16 protein-coding genes and 3 pseudogenes are annotated in these 17373 nt (G+C 60.1%); 10 read left to right on the top strand and 9 right to left on the bottom strand.

The annotated features are described in order from the left end of the window. Positions 1-1247 precede the first annotated feature (1247 nt). Entirely contained in the window at positions 1248-2249 is a 1002-nt protein-coding gene (locus C3L37_RS19110; RefSeq protein ID WP_129116159.1) for a TatD family hydrolase, read from the top strand. A 636-nt stretch (positions 2250-2885) separates the two neighbouring features. On the opposite strand, the gene C3L37_RS19105 is transcribed toward C3L37_RS19110, so the two are convergent. The 9 genes and pseudogenes from C3L37_RS19105 to C3L37_RS25100 form a co-directional block, all read right to left on the bottom strand. Next, positions 2886-3671, bottom strand: coding sequence for an IclR family transcriptional regulator (locus C3L37_RS19105; RefSeq protein ID WP_129116158.1), 786 nt, complete (start codon positions 3669-3671; stop codon positions 2886-2888). A gap of 438 nt (positions 3672-4109) precedes the next feature. Beyond that, positions 4110-4688 (bottom strand): zinc-binding dehydrogenase, encoded by a 579-nt coding sequence (locus tag C3L37_RS19100; RefSeq protein WP_164974818.1) that lies wholly within the window; start codon positions 4686-4688, stop codon positions 4110-4112. A gap of 258 nt (positions 4689-4946) precedes the next feature. After that, positions 4947-5132, bottom strand: a complete 186-nt coding sequence (locus tag C3L37_RS25895) for an alcohol dehydrogenase catalytic domain-containing protein (RefSeq protein ID WP_267195347.1) — start codon at positions 5130-5132, stop codon at positions 4947-4949. Positions 5133-5335: 203 nt separating this feature from the next. Next, complete coding sequence (locus C3L37_RS19085) at positions 5336-6292, bottom strand: VOC family protein (protein ID WP_164974817.1); 957 nt, start codon at positions 6290-6292, stop codon at positions 5336-5338. 161 nt (positions 6293-6453) lie between these two features. Further along, a pseudogene (locus tag C3L37_RS25890) lies at positions 6454-7213 on the bottom strand (CoA-transferase subunit beta). Then, positions 7213-8130, bottom strand: coding sequence for a CoA transferase subunit A (locus C3L37_RS19075; RefSeq protein ID WP_228546366.1), 918 nt, complete (start codon positions 8128-8130; stop codon positions 7213-7215). Before C3L37_RS19075 ends, C3L37_RS25890 begins: the two are co-directional and overlap by 1 nt. Before the next feature lie 108 nt (positions 8131-8238). Continuing rightward, positions 8239-8421: an SDR family oxidoreductase gene (locus C3L37_RS25415; protein WP_267195346.1), complete on the bottom strand. Its 183-nt coding sequence runs from the start codon at positions 8419-8421 to the stop codon at positions 8239-8241. A 95-nt stretch (positions 8422-8516) separates the two neighbouring features. Next, a pseudogene (locus C3L37_RS25410) lies at positions 8517-8741 on the bottom strand (SDR family NAD(P)-dependent oxidoreductase); the annotation flags it as partial. After that, positions 8741-9010: a hypothetical protein gene (locus tag C3L37_RS25100; protein WP_228546365.1), complete on the bottom strand. Its 270-nt coding sequence runs from the start codon at positions 9008-9010 to the stop codon at positions 8741-8743. The pseudogene C3L37_RS25410 and the gene C3L37_RS25100, both read right to left, overlap by 1 nt. 125 nt (positions 9011-9135) lie before the next feature. Between C3L37_RS25100 and C3L37_RS19065 the strand changes: the two genes are divergently transcribed. The 9 genes and pseudogenes from C3L37_RS19065 to C3L37_RS26020 all read left to right on the top strand — a co-directional run. After that, positions 9136-9948 (top strand): alpha/beta fold hydrolase, encoded by an 813-nt coding sequence (locus C3L37_RS19065; protein ID WP_129116155.1) that lies wholly within the window; start codon positions 9136-9138, stop codon positions 9946-9948. 50 nt (positions 9949-9998) lie between these two features. Next, entirely contained in the window at positions 9999-10625 is a 627-nt protein-coding gene (locus C3L37_RS19060) for an FAD-dependent oxidoreductase (RefSeq protein ID WP_129116154.1), read from the top strand. Between the two features lie 559 nt (positions 10626-11184). Then, on the top strand, positions 11185-12324 hold the full coding sequence (locus tag C3L37_RS19055) for an LLM class flavin-dependent oxidoreductase (RefSeq protein ID WP_164974816.1): 1140 nt from the start codon (positions 11185-11187) through the stop codon (positions 12322-12324). 182 nt (positions 12325-12506) lie between these two features. Beyond that, positions 12507-12917, top strand: coding sequence for a hypothetical protein (locus C3L37_RS25885; protein WP_394345812.1), 411 nt, complete (start codon positions 12507-12509; stop codon positions 12915-12917). Then, positions 12917-13855 (top strand): alpha/beta hydrolase, encoded by a 939-nt coding sequence (locus C3L37_RS19050; protein ID WP_228546364.1) that lies wholly within the window; start codon positions 12917-12919, stop codon positions 13853-13855. The genes C3L37_RS25885 and C3L37_RS19050 overlap by 1 nt, the downstream gene beginning before the upstream one ends. Positions 13856-13997: 142 nt before the next feature. Continuing rightward, positions 13998-14426 carry a DUF120 domain-containing protein gene (locus C3L37_RS19045; RefSeq protein WP_129116152.1) on the top strand — a complete coding sequence of 143 codons (429 nt, stop codon included), beginning with the start codon at positions 13998-14000 and terminating at the stop codon, positions 14424-14426. Between the two features lie 343 nt (positions 14427-14769). Then, complete coding sequence (locus C3L37_RS25095; protein WP_394345811.1) at positions 14770-15093, top strand: 3,4-dihydroxy-2-butanone-4-phosphate synthase; 324 nt, start codon at positions 14770-14772, stop codon at positions 15091-15093. A 57-nt stretch (positions 15094-15150) separates the two neighbouring features. Beyond that, entirely contained in the window at positions 15151-16374 is a 1224-nt protein-coding gene (locus C3L37_RS19035; protein ID WP_129116150.1) for an iron-containing alcohol dehydrogenase family protein, read from the top strand. Between the two features lie 45 nt (positions 16375-16419). Next, positions 16420-16785, top strand: a pseudogene (locus C3L37_RS26020) (TatD family hydrolase); the annotation flags it as partial. Positions 16786-17373: the final 588 nt, after the last annotated feature.

The following is a 17373-nucleotide window of genomic DNA, read 5'->3' as shown; positions in this document are numbered from 1 at the left end:
AGGTACATTACGTCCTCTTTCGCAGGTGCCGCCCCAGGCTTTCCCGACAACCGATGCGAGGAGGATGCGAATCTGATCATTGCAGCTGGTACCTCTATCGAACACAATCTGGTATACTAGTAGGTGATGATACTACTCTCCTTTGGCTGGTTTCTCCTTGACGAACAAAAGTACTCGGATGAATCTCTCCACCGCTCTCGGATATACCTCTCTTCCCTGTCGCTACTACTATGTGCTTACTCAACACTCCACAGAGTAATGATCTTACCATGAATGATCAGTTCAACGGGCGGTAGCGAGGAATTCCCTTCCTCACCGAGCGCCGACGAATGAGCCGCGAGGAGGGGGGGAGGAATCGCGTTGCAAAGCAGGACGAAACAGTGAGTATTTGCTGGCCCGTCGTCTTCTGTAGTCCATACCGGGCTTCAGACAGCCCTGCAAAGGGTTCCGATACCGATAGTGCGGGAGGCAAAGGGACGGTATCTCGGGATGGACGGCCGCCGTCACCCGGCCCCAAAGGACAGACCGACGACGCGACCGCTCCGAGCCGACTCGGCCGGCCGCGAAGTCGCCGAAGTCACGTCCAATTAAAGTGCCTCTGCCGACCGACCGCACCGGCACACAAGTCGGTCCGGGACCACAATTCCCGACCCAAGCCACGCAAGCTGTCCTCAGAACGCCGAAGGCGGTCAGGGCGGGGTAGTTGACGCGTCATCTGTAACCGACGTGATCTAGTCTTTGATTTTTCATTTTTCTTCGACCGAAACTGTACCGATGACGGTCCAATTTAAATTGTTTTTGCGTAATATGGATTCACTACACACAGCCATACATTAATAATAATAGTTCGATCAATCTACGTTCTATTCGTATGTTTGAAATTAGCGGTTTCCAACGGGATCTCCTCGACGTGATCATCCGCTTCGAGCAACCACCAGAGACTGCATTAATCACCCGGCGAAAGAACGCCAGCTTAGAGATGCTAAACTAGAAAGTGCTGGATTAGCTATTCTTGAGGCTGGTTTCCTCACCTCAAGTCGACTCAAAGACAGTTCTGCTGGTACCCCTCTGTCCTTAATCAAACTAACCGACACTGGCCCTTTCGACAAACTGGTCTAGATCGATATGGGAGTAGCAAGAAGACGAACGACTATCCAAAAGCGAGTCCGACAGCGCAACGTGCCGCGCGATAGACGGTACCGTGAGCGAGCCGAAATTATTACACGACATCCCTCGAAAGACAAACGATGGACGTACACTACCCGACGAAACGGCCGATCGACGCAGATCACCTTGACGCGGACGCCGAGTCTGTGCTCCCGCCCGAACTAACCAACGTCCCGTGGATCGACGTCCACAACCACGCGCACACGCTCTCGTGGAACGACCGCGAGAAATTCGCGCTGAGCGGCTGCCAGGGAATGGTAATGATGGCAGCGGGCTACTACTGGACGCCGTACAAGCCCGTGGCACCCGACGATGTCCGCTACCTCTGGGACGACGCGCTCAACCGGCTCGACCAGATCCGACAGTCCCATCTTTTCGACGCGAAGCTCGGCATCGGCATCCACACCGGCGCACGCGTCGACGAGTACAAGGAGCTGCTGGAGCTGATGCCCGACTACTGCGTGCTCGACGAGATCGCCGCAGTAGGCGAGATCGGGATCACCGCCTCCCAACACGTCTCGCGCTGGGACCTGGAGGACCAGGAGGAGGTCACGCGCCGGCAGATGGAGATCGCGGCTGACCACGACCTCCCTGCTGTCGTCCACACGCCGCCGAACCTAGAAAACGTGGACATCCCCTTCCGTGAACGCGGACCAATCCCCGGCTACGAGCTGGACATGAGCCTCCAGCAGGCGCCCGTGCTCGAAGGAGAGGATGTGAAGCGAGCGGCGACGGAACTCGACGTCGAGCTGAAGGACGAGGCGGGGCTCCCCGACGAGCAGCTGGTGCTCTCGCACGGCGATCGGAGCGTCGCGCCGTATGTCATGGAGAGCACGGACTGCTACCTCGCCTTCACCGTGAGTTACCCGTGGCTTCTCGGCGTTACCCCGCGTGACGTCGCCGCCGTGATCGACGAGTACGGCCCCGACCGCGTCCTCGTGGAGACCGACAGCGCGGGGGTACTCAAGAGCGACGTGTTCTCGTTCAAGCGGACGATCTTCGAGCTTTACCGAATGGGCATCGACATCAAGACCATCAAGCAGGTCGTCTATGAGAATCCGAAGCGGATCCTGGGGTTGTAGTCCGAAGCCAATCTCAGAATACGAACGGGTCACCCTGTCTGATCGGCTTACTACCCTACGGCGCACCCTCTGCCTTCGGCTTCGACGAGTGGACTAGCGTTCGTCCACGGTCCGTTACCGTGGAACGTACGGCGGGGCGAAACGCCGTCCGGCCGATTTTCTACAACTAATTGGAACTGCCCACCGGTTCCCGACCGACCGGATCACATCAATTGTGCGATCCACCGTTAGGGAGTAATACCATCCGACGAGCCGTGCCCGTAGTGATTTTTCACTGAAACAATAGCATAAAAGTTCGAGACCGGTGATCCGGTAGGAGGTGACGACGCGAACACTGTCCCCGAGGGGTGACGTGACCGATGTGGCCGTGGAGCGACTCGCGAGCGGGACGTAGTCTCGGTGACGCTTCCTTGCTACAACTTCCTATATTCACTTGCTTCTATCGGATGCGAGTTCCCCGTCATCTGATCGGGCCACCCGATATACGGGCGCGTTCCGAAAACGTCCGAACTCCCGGCATAGCTCTCGTCTCTCTGACTCATAGCGACGTTGCCCAGTGTGCACAGGAGGTATCGCAAGCGACGGATCGAAGGAAACAAGAGCACGTATCGGTACCGTTTCTCCTGGCACAGCCCGTCACTCAGGGTCGTAGTACTCCCAGGACTCGTTCTCGAGGCGCAGTTCGACGTCGTTCGTCGCGCCTCGCACCATGTCGGGAAGCGTGTCGCCCAGTTCGTCCTTAATCCGGACCGTCGGCCCCGCAACCGATACTGCACCAATGACGTCGCTCGCGTAGAGAATCGGGGCGGCGACGGACGAGACCCCGGGACTTACCTCGTCGTAGCACGTCGCGTACCCCTGCTCTCGCACCTCCTGAATCTTCGAGATGTATGTATCCACGTCCGGGATCACGTAATTGGGATGTCTCTCCTTCAGGTACTCGATAATGCTCCTGGATTCCTTTTCCGAATACTGGGCGAGAACGGCCTTCCCGCCTGCAGTCGTTGGCGAGCACTTTCCTTCCCGTCTAAACCTAACGACGCCACGGCCGCCGACGGACTTGTCGAGGTAGATCGGGTGTGAGTGCTCCTCGAAGAGCAGCCACGCAACTTCTCCGGTCCGTTCCGCGAGATCGTCGAGGACGGGTCTGACAATGGAAAGAATTCCGAGTTGTTCGTTCACGTGAGTCGCGTGTTCGAGAAATCGCAGCCCCAATCGGTACTTGTTGCCGTCTTTGACGACGTACCCCTCGTTTTGGAGAGTCGCGAGATAGTGGTAGGTCGTACTCTTGGCCAGATCGATATCGTTCGCGAGTTCCGTGACCCCTGCGTACTCCTTCTTTTGGAGCGCGACGAACAGTTCGACTATTCTGTCGGCCGTCTTCACCGAACGTTTTGGTTTCGGGGGCTGGTACGGTGACATGGCCTTACATGGACTGACACGCTTAAAATCATTAGCATTATTTGAACAGATTCCTGCGAGCGTCAGTGAGGATTAAGCGACGTCGACCGGAAGACTCGATGAGGTCCCACGCACCGCTCCCGACCCGTATGAAATTAACAAACATTATAATGTTTGTTATAGTTGGATGGGTTATAAAGCCATCTTATTTACCAATTATTGTTAATATTATATCAACTATATTTTCAATAGTAACTAACTGAGGCTTACAAATATAGTTTTGTAACGCATTCGTAACGGTACGTGAGCACAATTTCCGTTTCTGGCGTTCACGTGTTCTGTATGGATGTTAGCTAATGTCATACGTTCGGAGCGGGCGTTTGGGTCGTAAACGGCTCGACTAACGGGTCCCTGGCCCGAATACTGGGTTTTCTGCTAGACTGCGTTTGTCGAACGCCATTAGTTACCATTGTGCAATGGAATACCTCGGCAAAGGAGTGTAGTCTTTCTCGGGTCTCTCCGTTCACGGCCGGACCAAAACCTTGACTTCATCGCCGTCATCATCCAAGAGACGTTCGAACCCGTCCGCCACGATGTCTTCAAAATGATGCGTGACGTGACGAGCGGCTCCGGGTCGAACGCACCGGTCGCGAAGGTACGAATCGTTGTTCCGAACTCGCGTCTGGAGAGCGGACCTCCTTCGAACGCGGCCGTTCCGACGACGGTCTGTTCGGGCATCACGACGTTGTTCAGATCGATCCGGATCAGGTCCTCGAAGATACTCACGATGGTTGCTGTGCCGCCGGCTCTCGCGCTGGCAAGCGCCTGGGCGACCGATTGCTCGGCGCCGGCGACCTCGAACGTGACGTCCGCGCCGCCGTTTGTCTCGCTGTCAATGTTGGACACGGGGTCCATCTCAGCCGGGTCAATCACCTCGTCGGCACCACACTTCGGCGCGAGCGTCCGCCGTGCCGCGCGGGGCTCGGAGACGTACAGAGGTCCGGCACCAGCCGCCAGTGCCGCCTGGAGGACGGTCAACCCGATCGGACCGCTCCCGAAGATTACGACCGAGTCGCCGGATTCGAGCTCGGACCGTTTGACGGCATGAACGCCGACGGTGAACGGTTCAACAAGCGCGGCGAGTTCTAACGAGATCTTCTCAGGGATTGGGACGACCTTCTAGGCGGAAACGACGACAGATTCGGCGGATCCCCCACCGCCGCCAGATAGGCCGACGAATCCGCCCGACGTACAGAGTCGGTACGTTCCCGCATCGCAGTACCAACAGTCACCGCATCAAACGATGGGGTTGGCGACGACAGGCGTCCCTTGCGCGATATCGACGTTCTCGCCGACCTTGGCAATAGTACCGCTCATCTCGTGTCCCATCGTAACTGGGAGTCGGTCGCCGGTGACCGGATGTGGTTCGTCCGGAATCGTGATCGAGCCGGCGAGATACTCGCCGAGATCAGAACCGCAGATGCCGCAGGCGGCGATCTCTACGCGGACATCGTTTTCCCTGACGGCGTTTGGGTCGACTCCTTGACGCTGATCTCCCTCGGACCGTAATAGCGTGCTGCTCGCAGACCGACGTCTGATTCTCAGTCATACACAATAAACGTTAACGTGCCAATCGCATGGTTCGAACGGATCGCGGCGGCGTCATGAAAATGGTGATGGGTGCTCTAGGTCATCTCGAGAGGCGGAAGCATCTCGTTGATGTGCTCGACGTCGACCTCAAGCCAGTCCGGAACCTTCAGGTCCTTCCCGTAGTCCTCCGGATCCTGATCGATGTCGAAGCCGGGGCCGTCCGTCGCGTACTCGAAGATGGCTCCGCCGGGTTCGGTGATGTATCGCGAGTGGAAGTAGTCACGATCCTTCGTGGAGGTTGTGTAGTAGCCGTTCCTCCGCAGGATGTCGCTGACCTCGTCCTGCTCCCAGTCGTTCTTGACGCGGTAGGCGACGTGGAGATAGGTTCCGATGCCCATAATGCCCTGTGGGGCGTTGGGTCGGATGAGGACGTCGACTTTCGTGGCGCAAGGGGCGTCACCCGGCGCCTCGTACCGGACACGGTCGCCGGCCTGGGGATGTTGAGCTTCGCCGAGCCGCTTCCAGCCCATCGTCTCGAGGACGTCCATAGTGCCGGCGGGGTCGTTCGAGTGCAGCGTCGTATTGAACATTCCGCGGATTGCGTGCTCCTCGGGAACGTCGGCCTCGTCAGTCCATGGCTCGATGTCGGACTCGCCGGTCACAAGCTCGAACGGCAGCCCGTCCGGGTCGGCGAACGCGATGGCGGTCTCGTCGAATCGTTCCTCCGTCATGCACTCGACGTCATGCTCCTCAAACCGGTTCTCCCAGTACTCGACGGATCCCTCGGGAATCGTCAAGCCGACCGAGCTGATCATTCCTTTGCCAACCATACCCTCCTCCATGGGCATGTTGGTCATCGGGAAGTAGGTGACGATGGTGCCGGGTGTCCCCAGCTCGTCACCGTAGTAGAGGTGGTAGATTTTCTCCGGCACGTCGAACCGAACCGTCCGCTTGACGAAACGGAGGCCGAGAACGTCGGTGAAGAACTCATAATTTTCCTGTGGATCGTCACAGAACGCAGTTACGTGATGAATTCCGGGTATCTCTGGCATGGTATGATACGACAGAACATATAATGAGCATCTTAAAATACTTTTCTCATACGTATTTTAAGTACCCGGTTGTACTAATATCGGGATCGTCTTACAGGCTGGTCGCCCGGTTGCGTCGCGATCGAGATGGAGTCATCACTTCTAGTTCATGATCGAGGTGCTCAACCGATGTAGAACTCGTTCGGGTCGAGCTCGTTCCTGATAAGATCGATCTCCTCCTCGCCTGGGAGCCGTGTCTCCCCAAGATTGGATGCAAACCGAAGGTCCCATCCGGTGGCTTCCCGGACCGTCTTCTCCGTCACGCCTGGGTGGAGAGAGTGGACGTACATCTCGCCGTCGTCGTCGAACCGCATCACCGCCTTGTCCGTAATGACAGTGTGCGGCCCCCCCACGGAGGCCGAGCTTCTCACGACTCTCGCGGCCGTTGAGGTAGCCGGGACTCGTGACGAAGTCCACCTCCTCCGGGAAGCGCCGCTTGCTGTGGGGCGTGATAACGATGGTTTTGCGGGTGTTGCTAGCAATTTCGCAGGCGCCTCCGCTGCCGGGAAGCCGCACTTTCGGATCATTGTAGTCCCCGATGACCGTGGAATTGATGTTGCCGTACCGGTCGATCTGCGCGCCGCCGAGGAAGCCGACGTCAATCCGGCCGGCCTGAAGATAGTAGCCGAACCCTTGTCTCATCGGCACGATGCTCTGGGCGTTCGTCGCGAGTACTGGGTCGCCGATGGAGAGGGGAAGCTTGGACGGGTTCGAATCAATGGTCCCCGACTCGTAGATCATCTCGAGGTCCGGTGCGTGGGTCCGCTTGGCGAGGTTGCAGGCGAGGTTCGGGACGCCGACGCCGACCAGGGTGGTGTCGCCGTTCCGTAGCTCCTGTGCCGCACGGGTAACCATCAACTCGGTGTCGGTGTACTCCGCCATCAGTACCCTCCCATGTCGATTGGTGTCGCGTAGTTCGACCGCGGTTGCAGGTCGACGAGCCGATTCGTCTCCATCCGTTCAACATACTCTGCGCGATCGGCCACGCCGTACACCCGTTCGTCCAGCCACTCCTTCGTCGACTCGTGGGTCTCGGACCGCTGGTCCCACTCGAGGTACGCCTCGTTGTCCCGGTCGTAGTACCCCTGAGCGTACGATGGGTGCGAGCCGTACGGCTCCTCGACAACGTGATCGACCACTGTGTTTGGAATGGATGTCCGGTTAGGGTCGCTCTGGATGACATCGCGGTCCACGATCTCCTCGACGCTCAACACGACCGTCTCTGCGGCAAACGCCGCTTCGACTATCTCGCCGAGGATTCCCCATAGATGCGCGTTCCCCTCCACATCCGCCCGCTGCGCGCGAACGATCGCCACGTCCGGTTCGAGCGGCGAAACGACCGGAATCTCGCCGATTCCGTTGTCGAACGGATTCTCAACCGTCCGGATGGTGTCAACGTGGTCCGGGTAGTCGGAGCCGGCAAACGTGCGGAGTGGAAGGAACGGGAGGTCCTGCGCGCCTGCGGCCAGTCGAGAGACAAGGCCGAAGTGCGAGTACTCCTCGATCTCGATCTCGTTCGGTACGCTCTCCTCGACGGCCCGCCGAAACGGGCGGAGACTCCCGACCTCCGGATTTCCGGCCCATGAGAAGGTGACCTTGCCCGCACACCCCGCCGCGATCATCTGATCGTAGATCAGGTCGGGGGTCGCCCTCACTAGGTTCAGATCGCTGTATCCCTGGCGGATGATCTCGTGGCCGGCCGCGAAGGGGATGAGGTGGGTGAACCCTCCAAGGTAGATCGTCTCCCCGTCGTCGACTACGGACGAGATCGCCCCCCTCATGTCCGTTACCTTGCTCATCCTACGGACTCCTCTGCTGACGCAGCTGCCGTCGGTCAAGGGCGAACGTCATGGCAGTTGGTATCCCGCCTCAGCTAATAAATCTCGGGTTGAAGAGTGGTTGGGCGTTCACGGGCCGCCCGTGTTGCCCCATCCGCCGTCGACGAGGATGGCTTCGGCAGTCACATACAAGATGAGATCACTCGCGAGGAAGACGGCGACGTTCCCGAGGTCGTCGGGGGTGCCGAGCCGGTCGAGCGACGTTTCGGCTGCCCGCGCCCGCGCCGCCTCCTCCGAGTGGGGCTCGGCCAGGCCCGTCTCGCCGGTGAAGCCCGGCTGAATGGCTTCACCCGCACGTCCGGGCCAAGTAGATCGGCCACGGCGACCGTCATCGACTTCACCCTGCCCTTCACCGCACAGTAGAGGATCGACCCCGGTTTCACGAAACCCTGCTCCACGGCGGTGGTAGCGACGTTGATGATCGAGCCGCCACCGTTCTGTAACATCCGCTCACCGGCGGCCTGGCAGCCGAAGTACGTGCTCTTCAGATTGACGTCGATCAGCGTCGCGAAGTCCTCGTCGGTCGTGTCGAAGACCTCGACTGGATGGACGATGCCCGCATTGTTCACCATCACGTCGACACCGCCGAACTCCTCCGCTGCGTCGACTGCCCGACCAGGTCGTCGTAGTTCGTCACGTCCCACCCCGCGAACAATCCCTGGGAGTTCGTTCGCTCCTCAATCGTCTCCAGCGTCGGCGTAGTCTCCGGCGTTCGCGGTGACTCACAGACGTCGACGACGACGTCTGCGCCATGTGGCACTAGCTTCAGTACGATCCCGCGGCCGATGCCGCTCATGCCATCAGTGATGACGGACGTCCAGCCCGTTAGCAGATTCGGCATATGCTCATGCTCGACAGAGACATAAATGCTACAATTTGATGGGTTCACTAGCAGCGCACTGCACCGAACCGGCGGCCGTGCTCCCACCATTAACATACATATGTCCTGTCGTGATACGAAAGGACATGGAGTCTCACACCGTCATCGGCGGCGACGACGTGGCGCTCCGCGTCACGGACGCCGGGCGCGGGCGACCGGTGGTACTCGTCCACGGCTACTCTCAGAGCCGGATGTGCTGGCGCAAACAGATCGAGTCGGACCTCACCGACGAGTTCCGGCTGATCGCGCCGGACAATCGAGGCCACGGCGAGTCCGGGAAGCCGCGCGACGCCTACGAGGACTCTGCGCTGTGGGCGAACGACCTCCGGGCGGTCATCACGGAATTGGATCTCGACGACGTCGTCCTTGTCGGCTGGTCGTACGGTGGGTTGGTCGTGCTTGACTACGTCGAATTCTACGGCACCGACCGGATTGCGGGCATCAACCTCGTCGGGGCCATCTCATCGATCGGCACCGAGCAGGCGACGGAGCGCCTCGGCCCGGAGTACATCGACTTGGTGTCGGCGTTCGGCTCGACGGACGTCGAGGAGAGCACGGAGACGATGCGGCGGTTCGTCGACCTCTGCGTCCATGACGTGCTCCCGGCAGAGGACCGCTACTATATGCTCGGATACAACATCGTTGTCCCGCCATACGTGCGCGAGTGCCTGCGCGACCGGACAGTGACGCACGACGCGGAACTTGACGCCTTGGACATCCCGGTGCTACTCACACACGGAGAGGAAGATGCCGTCGTCCTTGCGGCGGCCTCCGAACAGTACGCGGACCGCATCGACGACGCGACGGTGTCGTACTACCCTGAGACAGGGCACTCGCCGTTCTGGGAGTGCCCGGAGCGGTTCAACCACGAACTCCGGGAGTTCGCACGTCGCGTGTAACCGTCGCCCGGTACCGAATCTTTTTATTGGATTCCCGTGGACCGTGTGATATGCCGGAACTACGCATTACCAGACTCGAGGATGTCGGCGACCGAACCGTGGCGATCGAAGTAGAGACGCCGCCAAAGTTCGAAGCCTATCCCGGTCAGTTCGTCCTGATCCGGGCGATCGTCGACGGCGAGGAGGAGACTGGCTACTACACGATTTCCTCCCCCGACGTTGAGGACGGCTTCGAGATGACGGTCGCGGTCGATCCCGATGGGACGCTCGGCCCATGGCTCGTGCAGCGCACGCTCGGTGAGGAGATCACCGTCGAGGGTCCGTTCGGCGACGTCGAGTACAGGGGCCACGGCACGGCTCTCGTCTTCGCCGGAGGTCCAGGAATCGGTCCTGCCGTCGGAATCGCCGAACGCTGTCGGGACGCCGGTCACGACGCGACTATCGTCTTCGCCGGGAGCGAACCACCGCACGCGAACCGTCTCGCTCGACTGGAGGAGGATGGCGCGACGGTGGTCCTCTCCGATGACCTCGATTCAACGGTCGACTCGCTGTCCCTCTCGGCCGACGGGATCTACGTGTTCGGCTTCCAGGGCTTCGTCGAAAGGGCGAAAGACGCGCTCGGCGACGTCGGAGTCGACCTCGACAACGTCGAGATTGAGAGCTTCGGGCCGGAGTGATGATACGCACCACACCTCGGGGCTGCCGTCGAACGCCCGGATTTCGATTCCCTATCGGATTGAGGATGCACCGACGGGTGATACGAGAGCGTCCAGACGTAATCGAACATCGTGGTTGATGATAGCTCACAACGGCCTATAAGATAACGTACACCAGACCATACTCTCGCGAGAGACGCGGACGGTTGTTTCACCAAGTAACGTCGTCGAGTCCGGCACCGTCGCCAGCCTCGGCGACTACGCCTCATTCCACGGCGGTACGGCGTTACTGGTGGCGACTTAACAGATCTTCGAGTTCCACGGCGAGGCCATCCTCGACGCACTCGCCGACAGGCGTCGCAACGGTGTTCTCCACGGACGTGCGGCCAGACCCGACCATCGAGAAAATCGACCGCCCCTTCCGCCAGTGTCGCCGTCCGTTCACGTTCCTGGGGCGATCCTCGGGCGGTTCGCGCTCGATCCAAAACAGGAGTCTGCCAGGTTTAGTTTCGAATATGACAGATACTACTAAGTAACAACGACTATATCACCATTTATGGAAACGTATGCTTTCCATCTGATGCCGTATCAGGACATCGACGACATCAGGGAACAAAAATCAGCGTGGCCGTGGATCGAACACGAGTACGATCCCCAGAAGGGTGCACAGTACTACGAGGACTACCTCGGCCAACTTGAGTACGCCGCCGACCTCGGATTCGACGGTGTCGGAGTCAACGAGCATCACTACAACGCGTACGGGCTCCAGCCCGGCCCGAACATCACGGCATCCAACCTCGTAGCCCGGACCGAGGACACCACGATCGCGTTCTTCGGGAACCTACCCGCGCTACGGGAGAACCCTGTTCGGCTCGCAGAGGAGCTCGCGATGCTGGACAACATCTCCAAGGGTCGGATCATCAGCGGTTTCCCGCGTGGAATCCCGAGCGAGTACTTCGCGTATGGCATCGATATGGACGAGTCCCGGAGCCGCTTCGAGGAGGCATGGGATCTCATCCTGAAGGCCTGGTCCACTGACAAACCCTTCGACTGGGACGGGGAGCATTTCCAGTACGAGCACGTTTACATCTGGCCCCGACCCTATCAGAAGCCGCACCCGCCGCTCTGGATGCCGGCTGAGAGCGAGGAATCGCTTCGTTTTACCGCTCAGAACAAGGTACCGACTGGCCTCGTGTTCCAGCCTGTTGACACGATCAGCGAGAAGTTCGACGAGTACCGCCAGTACGCGGAGGAGGACTACAACTGGAGCCCTGAAGACGAACATTTCAGCGTGATGCGGGCGATCTACGTCGCGGAGACGATGGAGAAGGCCCGCGAGGAGGCCGAACCGCATCTCCGGAAATTCTATCAAACGCTCACCGGTGGAGTCCACATCGGCGTCGCCGCCAACATGATGGGTGATCAGCCGTTCGACCCGGAGAAATGGGATGAGTATGTGGAGAACCTCCACCCGCACGGCGATCTTGCGTTCAACTACGAGTTCGAGAAATTCCAGGAGTACGGCGAGACCATCATCGGAACGCCCGAATACGTCATCGAGAAGCTTGAAGAACAGTACGAGAAAGTCGGCGGATTCGGCCGGATCGTCGGGCAGTTCCACTTCGGTGATCTGCCTGACTGGAAGGCGCGCAAGAACTTGAAGATGTACGCCGAGGAGGTCAAGCCCGAGGTCGACAAGATCGGTGACGTCACTCCGTGACTCTGATCGTGCTCGCGTCGTCCACGTGCTGACGTCCGCGTATCGAGCACCCTCTCGCGCGAGAGGGTCCCCTTCGCGTTCCGCGGTCCTGCTGTGTGGAGTCTCTTCGCTGGCCGCCATCGCCCCCGAAACCTCTTTACAGGGGGACACGCATGACTCCGTCGTGACACCAGTCGCTGCTGATGGTCGCGGACCTGGATGACTCGGTTTCTTTCTACATGGACGTCGTCGGCCTCAAGCCGAACGAAGCCACGGAGGGGAACGTGGAGTTCGAGACCGGTAGGCGACGTTTGTCCTCGAGGAGGACTTCGACCAGTAGGTACTCAACGCGTTCGGGCTCGACAATCCCGGGGACGACCGGGGATCGGGTGTGGTCGTTGCGATCGAAGTCGAAGGCCTTGACGCGGTCGATACGGTCGCCGAACGGGCGGTGGCCGCGGACGAGACGTTCGGATGGAACCGACCGACATCGACTGGGGTCGACGGAGAACGCTGCTGGCGGACCCAGATGGCTACACCCTGGAGATCTCGGCGCCGCTGTAGGAAGCCATCCCTATACATATTTAATGGATCGGAACGGTTGTTGTATGTAATGCGCGCACAAAAGCCACATCCAGAATTGCAGGCGTTCATGAAAGAGTCGGAGGACGCCCCGGCGTTCCACGAGCTCCCAGTCGAGGACGTTCGAGCTATCACGACCGACGTCTTCGCGGTTGAGGAGTCCGTGCCGATCGAGGAGGTGATCGATCGGACGATCGACGGCCCCGGCGGGGCGTTGCCGATCCGGATCTACCTCCCGGAGGGCAATGGACCGTTCGCGGTGACGATGTTCTTCCACGGCGGCGGCTTCGTTTCCGGCGGGCTTGACAGCCACGATGAGTTCTGCCGGGTGCTGGTAACCGAGTCCAATATCGCCGTCGTCGCTGTCGATTACCGGCTCGCGCCGGAACACCCGTTCCCAGCGGCCGTAGAGGACGCCTACGCTGCGACCAAGTGGGTCGCCGAGCACGCTGGGGAGTTCGGCGGCGACGCGGACAGGCTCGCGGTCGCGGGTGACTCCGCCGGCGGCAACCTCGCGGCGGTCGTCGCGCACATGGCTCGGGATCGGGACGGCCCGGAGATCACGTATCAGGTCCTTCTCTACCCGACCGTGTCACAGCACCAAGACTGGGAGTCCGTCGACGAGAACGGTGACGGCTACTTCATCACAAAGGAGGACCTGATGTGGTTTGACAACCATTACCATGAGCGCGACATCGACAAAATGAATGTGTACGCCTCGCCGCTACTCGCCGCGGACTTTGAGGGACTGCCGCCCGCGACGGTCGTGACGGGCGGATTCGATCCGCTCCGCGACGAGGCGGTCGTGTACGCAGATCGTCTCGAGAAGGTTGGCGTCGACGTCTCGCATCACCATTACGACGACGCCATCCACGCCTTCGTCCAGATGGCTGCGCCGCCGTTCGAGTTCGAGGTGTCACAGGAGGCGCTCGCCGATATCGTCGACGGCCTACGGACGGCGGTGAAATAGTGGGACGACCTCCCGACGCCTTCTAATAGCGGGGGCAAATAAGCGATCGTCGGACGAAAGTGTGGTCGCGACGCAGGGACGGTCGAATCGAAACACCGCTTGGCAGAGCGAGGCGACAACGGATTATCAGGAGACAGCGCATATGAGGTTCACAGTACGAGGTGTCGTAACGAGCGGGTACGGACGAGGAAAGGAGTTCATCAAACTGGAGGGGTACGCGAGGCAGTTCGAAGAGCGACTAGAATACAAACCCTACCCAGGAACGCTCAATCTCGAACTCGACGACCCCGTCCGCGATCGACTCGACTGGGCCGACGCCGTCCGCATCGAGGGATGGGAGTCCGGCGCCGATTCGTTCGGCGCTGTGTACTGTTACCTGGCATCCCCCGTCGACGGCAACGGCTCGATCCCGCTGCACGTGATCGTTCCTGATCGAACCGACCACGACAAGTCCACCATCGAACTCGTCTCGCCCGTCAACCTCCGGGATCGGTTCGAACTGTCGGACGGCGCCACCTTTGGCATCCACGTCGAGTCGGCCGATCGTGGGACGCGGAGCGGAGAACGATAGGTTGACACGTCGGTTCCCTTGCGACCGTCCCAGGACGAGAGGAATTCAACCGTGGATATCTCGACGGACTCGCTCCCTTCGATGGCGCGCGTCCATCTCGTATCCAGAAGTGCGCTGCGAAGCCTATCGAACGTCTCGTCGATGGTCTCCCCGACGATGGCGATGTCGGCCGTCAGCGGCATAAACGACGTGTCGCTCTCCTAGCGGGGAATGACGTGCATATACAGATAATCGGTGATCGATGCTCCGCCCGCCGAACCGATGGTGAAACCACCTGTTCGAGCGCCTCCTTGATCGCGGCGATCACGAACTGCGCTGTCCGCATATAGTCGACAAGTGCTCCGTGTTCGACACGCCGGGGCACGTTCACCTCCTGAAGGCCGCCCCGAACCTGCTCGAGGACAGGCAAGGGCACACCGACCTCGGCGTCGCGCTTGCCGAACTGGCCAGGATCCCGCCGGCGGTTGTGGTCTGTGAGATGCTCGACAACGAGAGCGGCGGCGCGCTCTCGCCCACAAACGCGGCGTCGTATGCGAAGAAGTGTGATTTCGTCTTCCTTGAGGGTCGACCATCGTCGACGAAGTCCGCTAGCGACCGAGCGGGACCCGCGCCAGGTTTGATCCTCCGGACGTTCGTAGCACGCGATGGAGCTCAAAGAAGCACATGACGTTTCGAGGGAGAACTACTATTATATGTCCACGCGCTACAGTGGTAGTTAGTCACCATGGATGGCAATTCCTTCATCTTCGAGTACCGGCCGGGCACGATCCACCACGGCCCGAGCGTCGTCGTGGAGATCGAGGCGGAGTTGGAGCGCCGAGGGCTCTCCCGAGTACTCATTGTCACCGACGCCACTCTGGCGGGGATCCCGTCGGTGGTAGATCCGGTCTGCGACGGGATCGGGGACCGACTCGTCGGCATCTTTGACGGGGTCACGCCGGAGAAATACCTGAAAGCGGCGTACGACGGGGCGCGACGCGTCCGTGACGAGGACGTCGACGCGCTCGTCCCGCTCGGCGGTGGGAGCAGCCTTGACATCGCGAAGCAGATCAGTGTCCTCGCCGGTCACGATCGACCCCTCGACGATGTCGTCGAGGAGATTCTGGAGCGCGAGGAGATGCTGCTGCCGAACAACGAGGTGCCGCTTACGGACATCCTCGCGGTTCCGACGACGCTCCCCGGCGCGGACCTCTCGCAGGTCGCCGGTGTCAAGCTGAGCGTGGATCCAGAGGGGAAGTCCAAGTCTGAGATTCCGAGTGCCGGCGTCTCCGACAGCCGGTTGATGCCGACGGTGGTGTTCTACGACCTTGAACTGTTCGTAACGACGCCACAGTCCGTCCTCGCCCGCTCCGCGATGAACGGCTTCGATAAGGGGATCGAGATGCTCTACACTAAATATCACAATCCGTTCACCGACGGAACGGCAGTGCGTGGCGTCCGTCTCTTGCACGAAGGGTTGCCAGCTATCACTGAGGAGTCGATGAGCCAGGAAGAACTCTCGAAGGTCCTGCAGGGGATCGCCGCTGCACAGTACGGGCTGTCCACGCCAGACGCCTACCGGGCGTCCGTCATCCACTCGTTCGGCCATGCCATCGCGCGGAATTACCCGGTCCAGCAGGGCGTAGCCCACGCGATCTCCGCGCCGCACGTGCTCCGCTATCTCTTCGAACAGGTCGACGGCCGGCGCGGTCTCCTCGCCGAGGCGCTCGATGTCCGGAACGAGGGTGCCGACGACGAGGAGATCGCGGCGGCGGTCGTCGACGCTGTCGCTGAAACGCGCGACGCTCTCAGCCTGCCGTCGCAGTTGCGATCGGTTGAGGAGGCGGAGGTGAGCCACTTCCCCGACCTGGCGAAGGCGGTGATTGAGGATCCGTTCATGGAGTCTGGCCCGCGCGACCTCGACGCGACGCAGTCGGACGTCGAAGCCGTGTTCGAACAGATGTGGTGACCGCGCGCCGATAACGATTCTTGGCGGCGGGGCGGTCTTCCCAGTATGCCGTCGAAGCACCCGGTCCGGCGCCCAACCGATGCGTCGTACCTCAATGACAACGGACCGGATCTCCCGTCGTCCCTGCTCAACCTTCCCTGGATCGACTGCCACAACCACGTGCAGACGCTGTCGTGGAATGATCGTGAACGCTACGCACTCGCGGGCTGCGAAGCGATGGTGATGGTGATGGTGGCGTCGGGGTACCACTGGACGCCGTACAAACCCGTTACCGCCGCCGTCCGTTTCCTCTGGGATGACGCCATCAACCTCCGACGGGCGATCGAGCAGAGCCACTTCTTCGACACCAACCTCGCGCTCGGCGTTCACACTGGCGTTCGCGTCGAGAACCCCGACGACCTGCTGGCAGCTGACCGGCGTCACGTCCACCGGTGTCGCGGAGACGGTTCACGAGCACGGTCCGGACCGCATTATAGTCTAGACGGACTGCGCGAACGTCCTCCGAACGGACGTTCTTTCGGTGAAGCGGACGATCCTCGGACTGTACCGCCTAGGGATCGACGAGGAGAACGTCCGGCAGACCGTCCTCGAGAAGCCTCGGGAGGTCTTCGGACTGGAAGAGTGATCCAGCGCGACATGATGACTACCGGTGGCAGCAGATGTTTGCCAGTTTACCGACACCCTCGACGCCGACGGTGACCGTTGTCCTATTGTCGAGCAGGACAGACGGGTCGCGGTACATGCCGACGCTCGTGGGAGTTCGTTTCATCTCAGGTATCTTGATTTGGTGTGTTCGTTTCTGCAATGAATGAATAGGTGCCAAATCGGTGAGTAAGATCGCGTTCTTTGTTTCTCCTGCAAGTCGTCCGAGAAACGCTGTGGGAGTTCCACCCATTCTGAAGGCTTTTTTTCTTTGGCAAACCAGTGTAGAATCCCGGTAAGGAATTTCTCATCGAGTTCGCCGAGTAACTACTAGTGTAAGCGAGTCTCGCTCTCGTT

Origin of the sequence: Halegenticoccus tardaugens (assembly GCF_004116405.1) — an archaeon.
Lineage (GTDB): Archaea > Halobacteriota > Halobacteria > Halobacteriales > Haloferacaceae > Halegenticoccus > Halegenticoccus tardaugens.
The sequence above is the reverse complement of the archived record's forward strand: the minus strand, read 5'-3'. Positions and strand labels throughout refer to the sequence as shown.

Bases quoted from the DNA above. Each gene is read 5' to 3' on its own strand.
- C3L37_RS19110 (WP_129116159.1), top strand. From the start codon at position 1,248: ATGGACGTACACTACCCGACGAAACGGCCGATCGACGCAGATCACCTT.
- C3L37_RS19105 (WP_129116158.1), bottom strand. From the start codon at position 3,671: ATGTCACCGTACCAGCCCCCGAAACCAAAACGTTCGGTGAAGACGGCC.
- C3L37_RS19085 (WP_164974817.1), bottom strand. From the start codon at position 6,292: ATGCCAGAGATACCCGGAATTCATCACGTAACTGCGTTCTGTGACGAT.
- C3L37_RS19075 (WP_228546366.1), bottom strand. From the start codon at position 8,130: ATGAGCAAGGTAACGGACATGAGGGGGGCGATCTCGTCCGTAGTCGAC.
- C3L37_RS25100 (WP_228546365.1), bottom strand. From the start codon at position 9,010: ATGCCGAATCTGCTAACGGGCTGGACGTCCGTCATCACTGATGGCATG.
- C3L37_RS19065 (WP_129116155.1), top strand. From the start codon at position 9,136: ATGGAGTCTCACACCGTCATCGGCGGCGACGACGTGGCGCTCCGCGTC.
- C3L37_RS19060 (WP_129116154.1), top strand. From the start codon at position 9,999: ATGCCGGAACTACGCATTACCAGACTCGAGGATGTCGGCGACCGAACC.
- C3L37_RS19055 (WP_164974816.1), top strand. From the start codon at position 11,185: ATGCCGTATCAGGACATCGACGACATCAGGGAACAAAAATCAGCGTGG.
- C3L37_RS25885 (WP_394345812.1), top strand. From the start codon at position 12,507: ATGGTCGCGGACCTGGATGACTCGGTTTCTTTCTACATGGACGTCGTC.
- C3L37_RS19050 (WP_228546364.1), top strand. From the start codon at position 12,917: ATGCGCGCACAAAAGCCACATCCAGAATTGCAGGCGTTCATGAAAGAG.
- C3L37_RS19045 (WP_129116152.1), top strand. From the start codon at position 13,998: ATGAGGTTCACAGTACGAGGTGTCGTAACGAGCGGGTACGGACGAGGA.
- C3L37_RS19035 (WP_129116150.1), top strand. From the start codon at position 15,151: ATGGATGGCAATTCCTTCATCTTCGAGTACCGGCCGGGCACGATCCAC.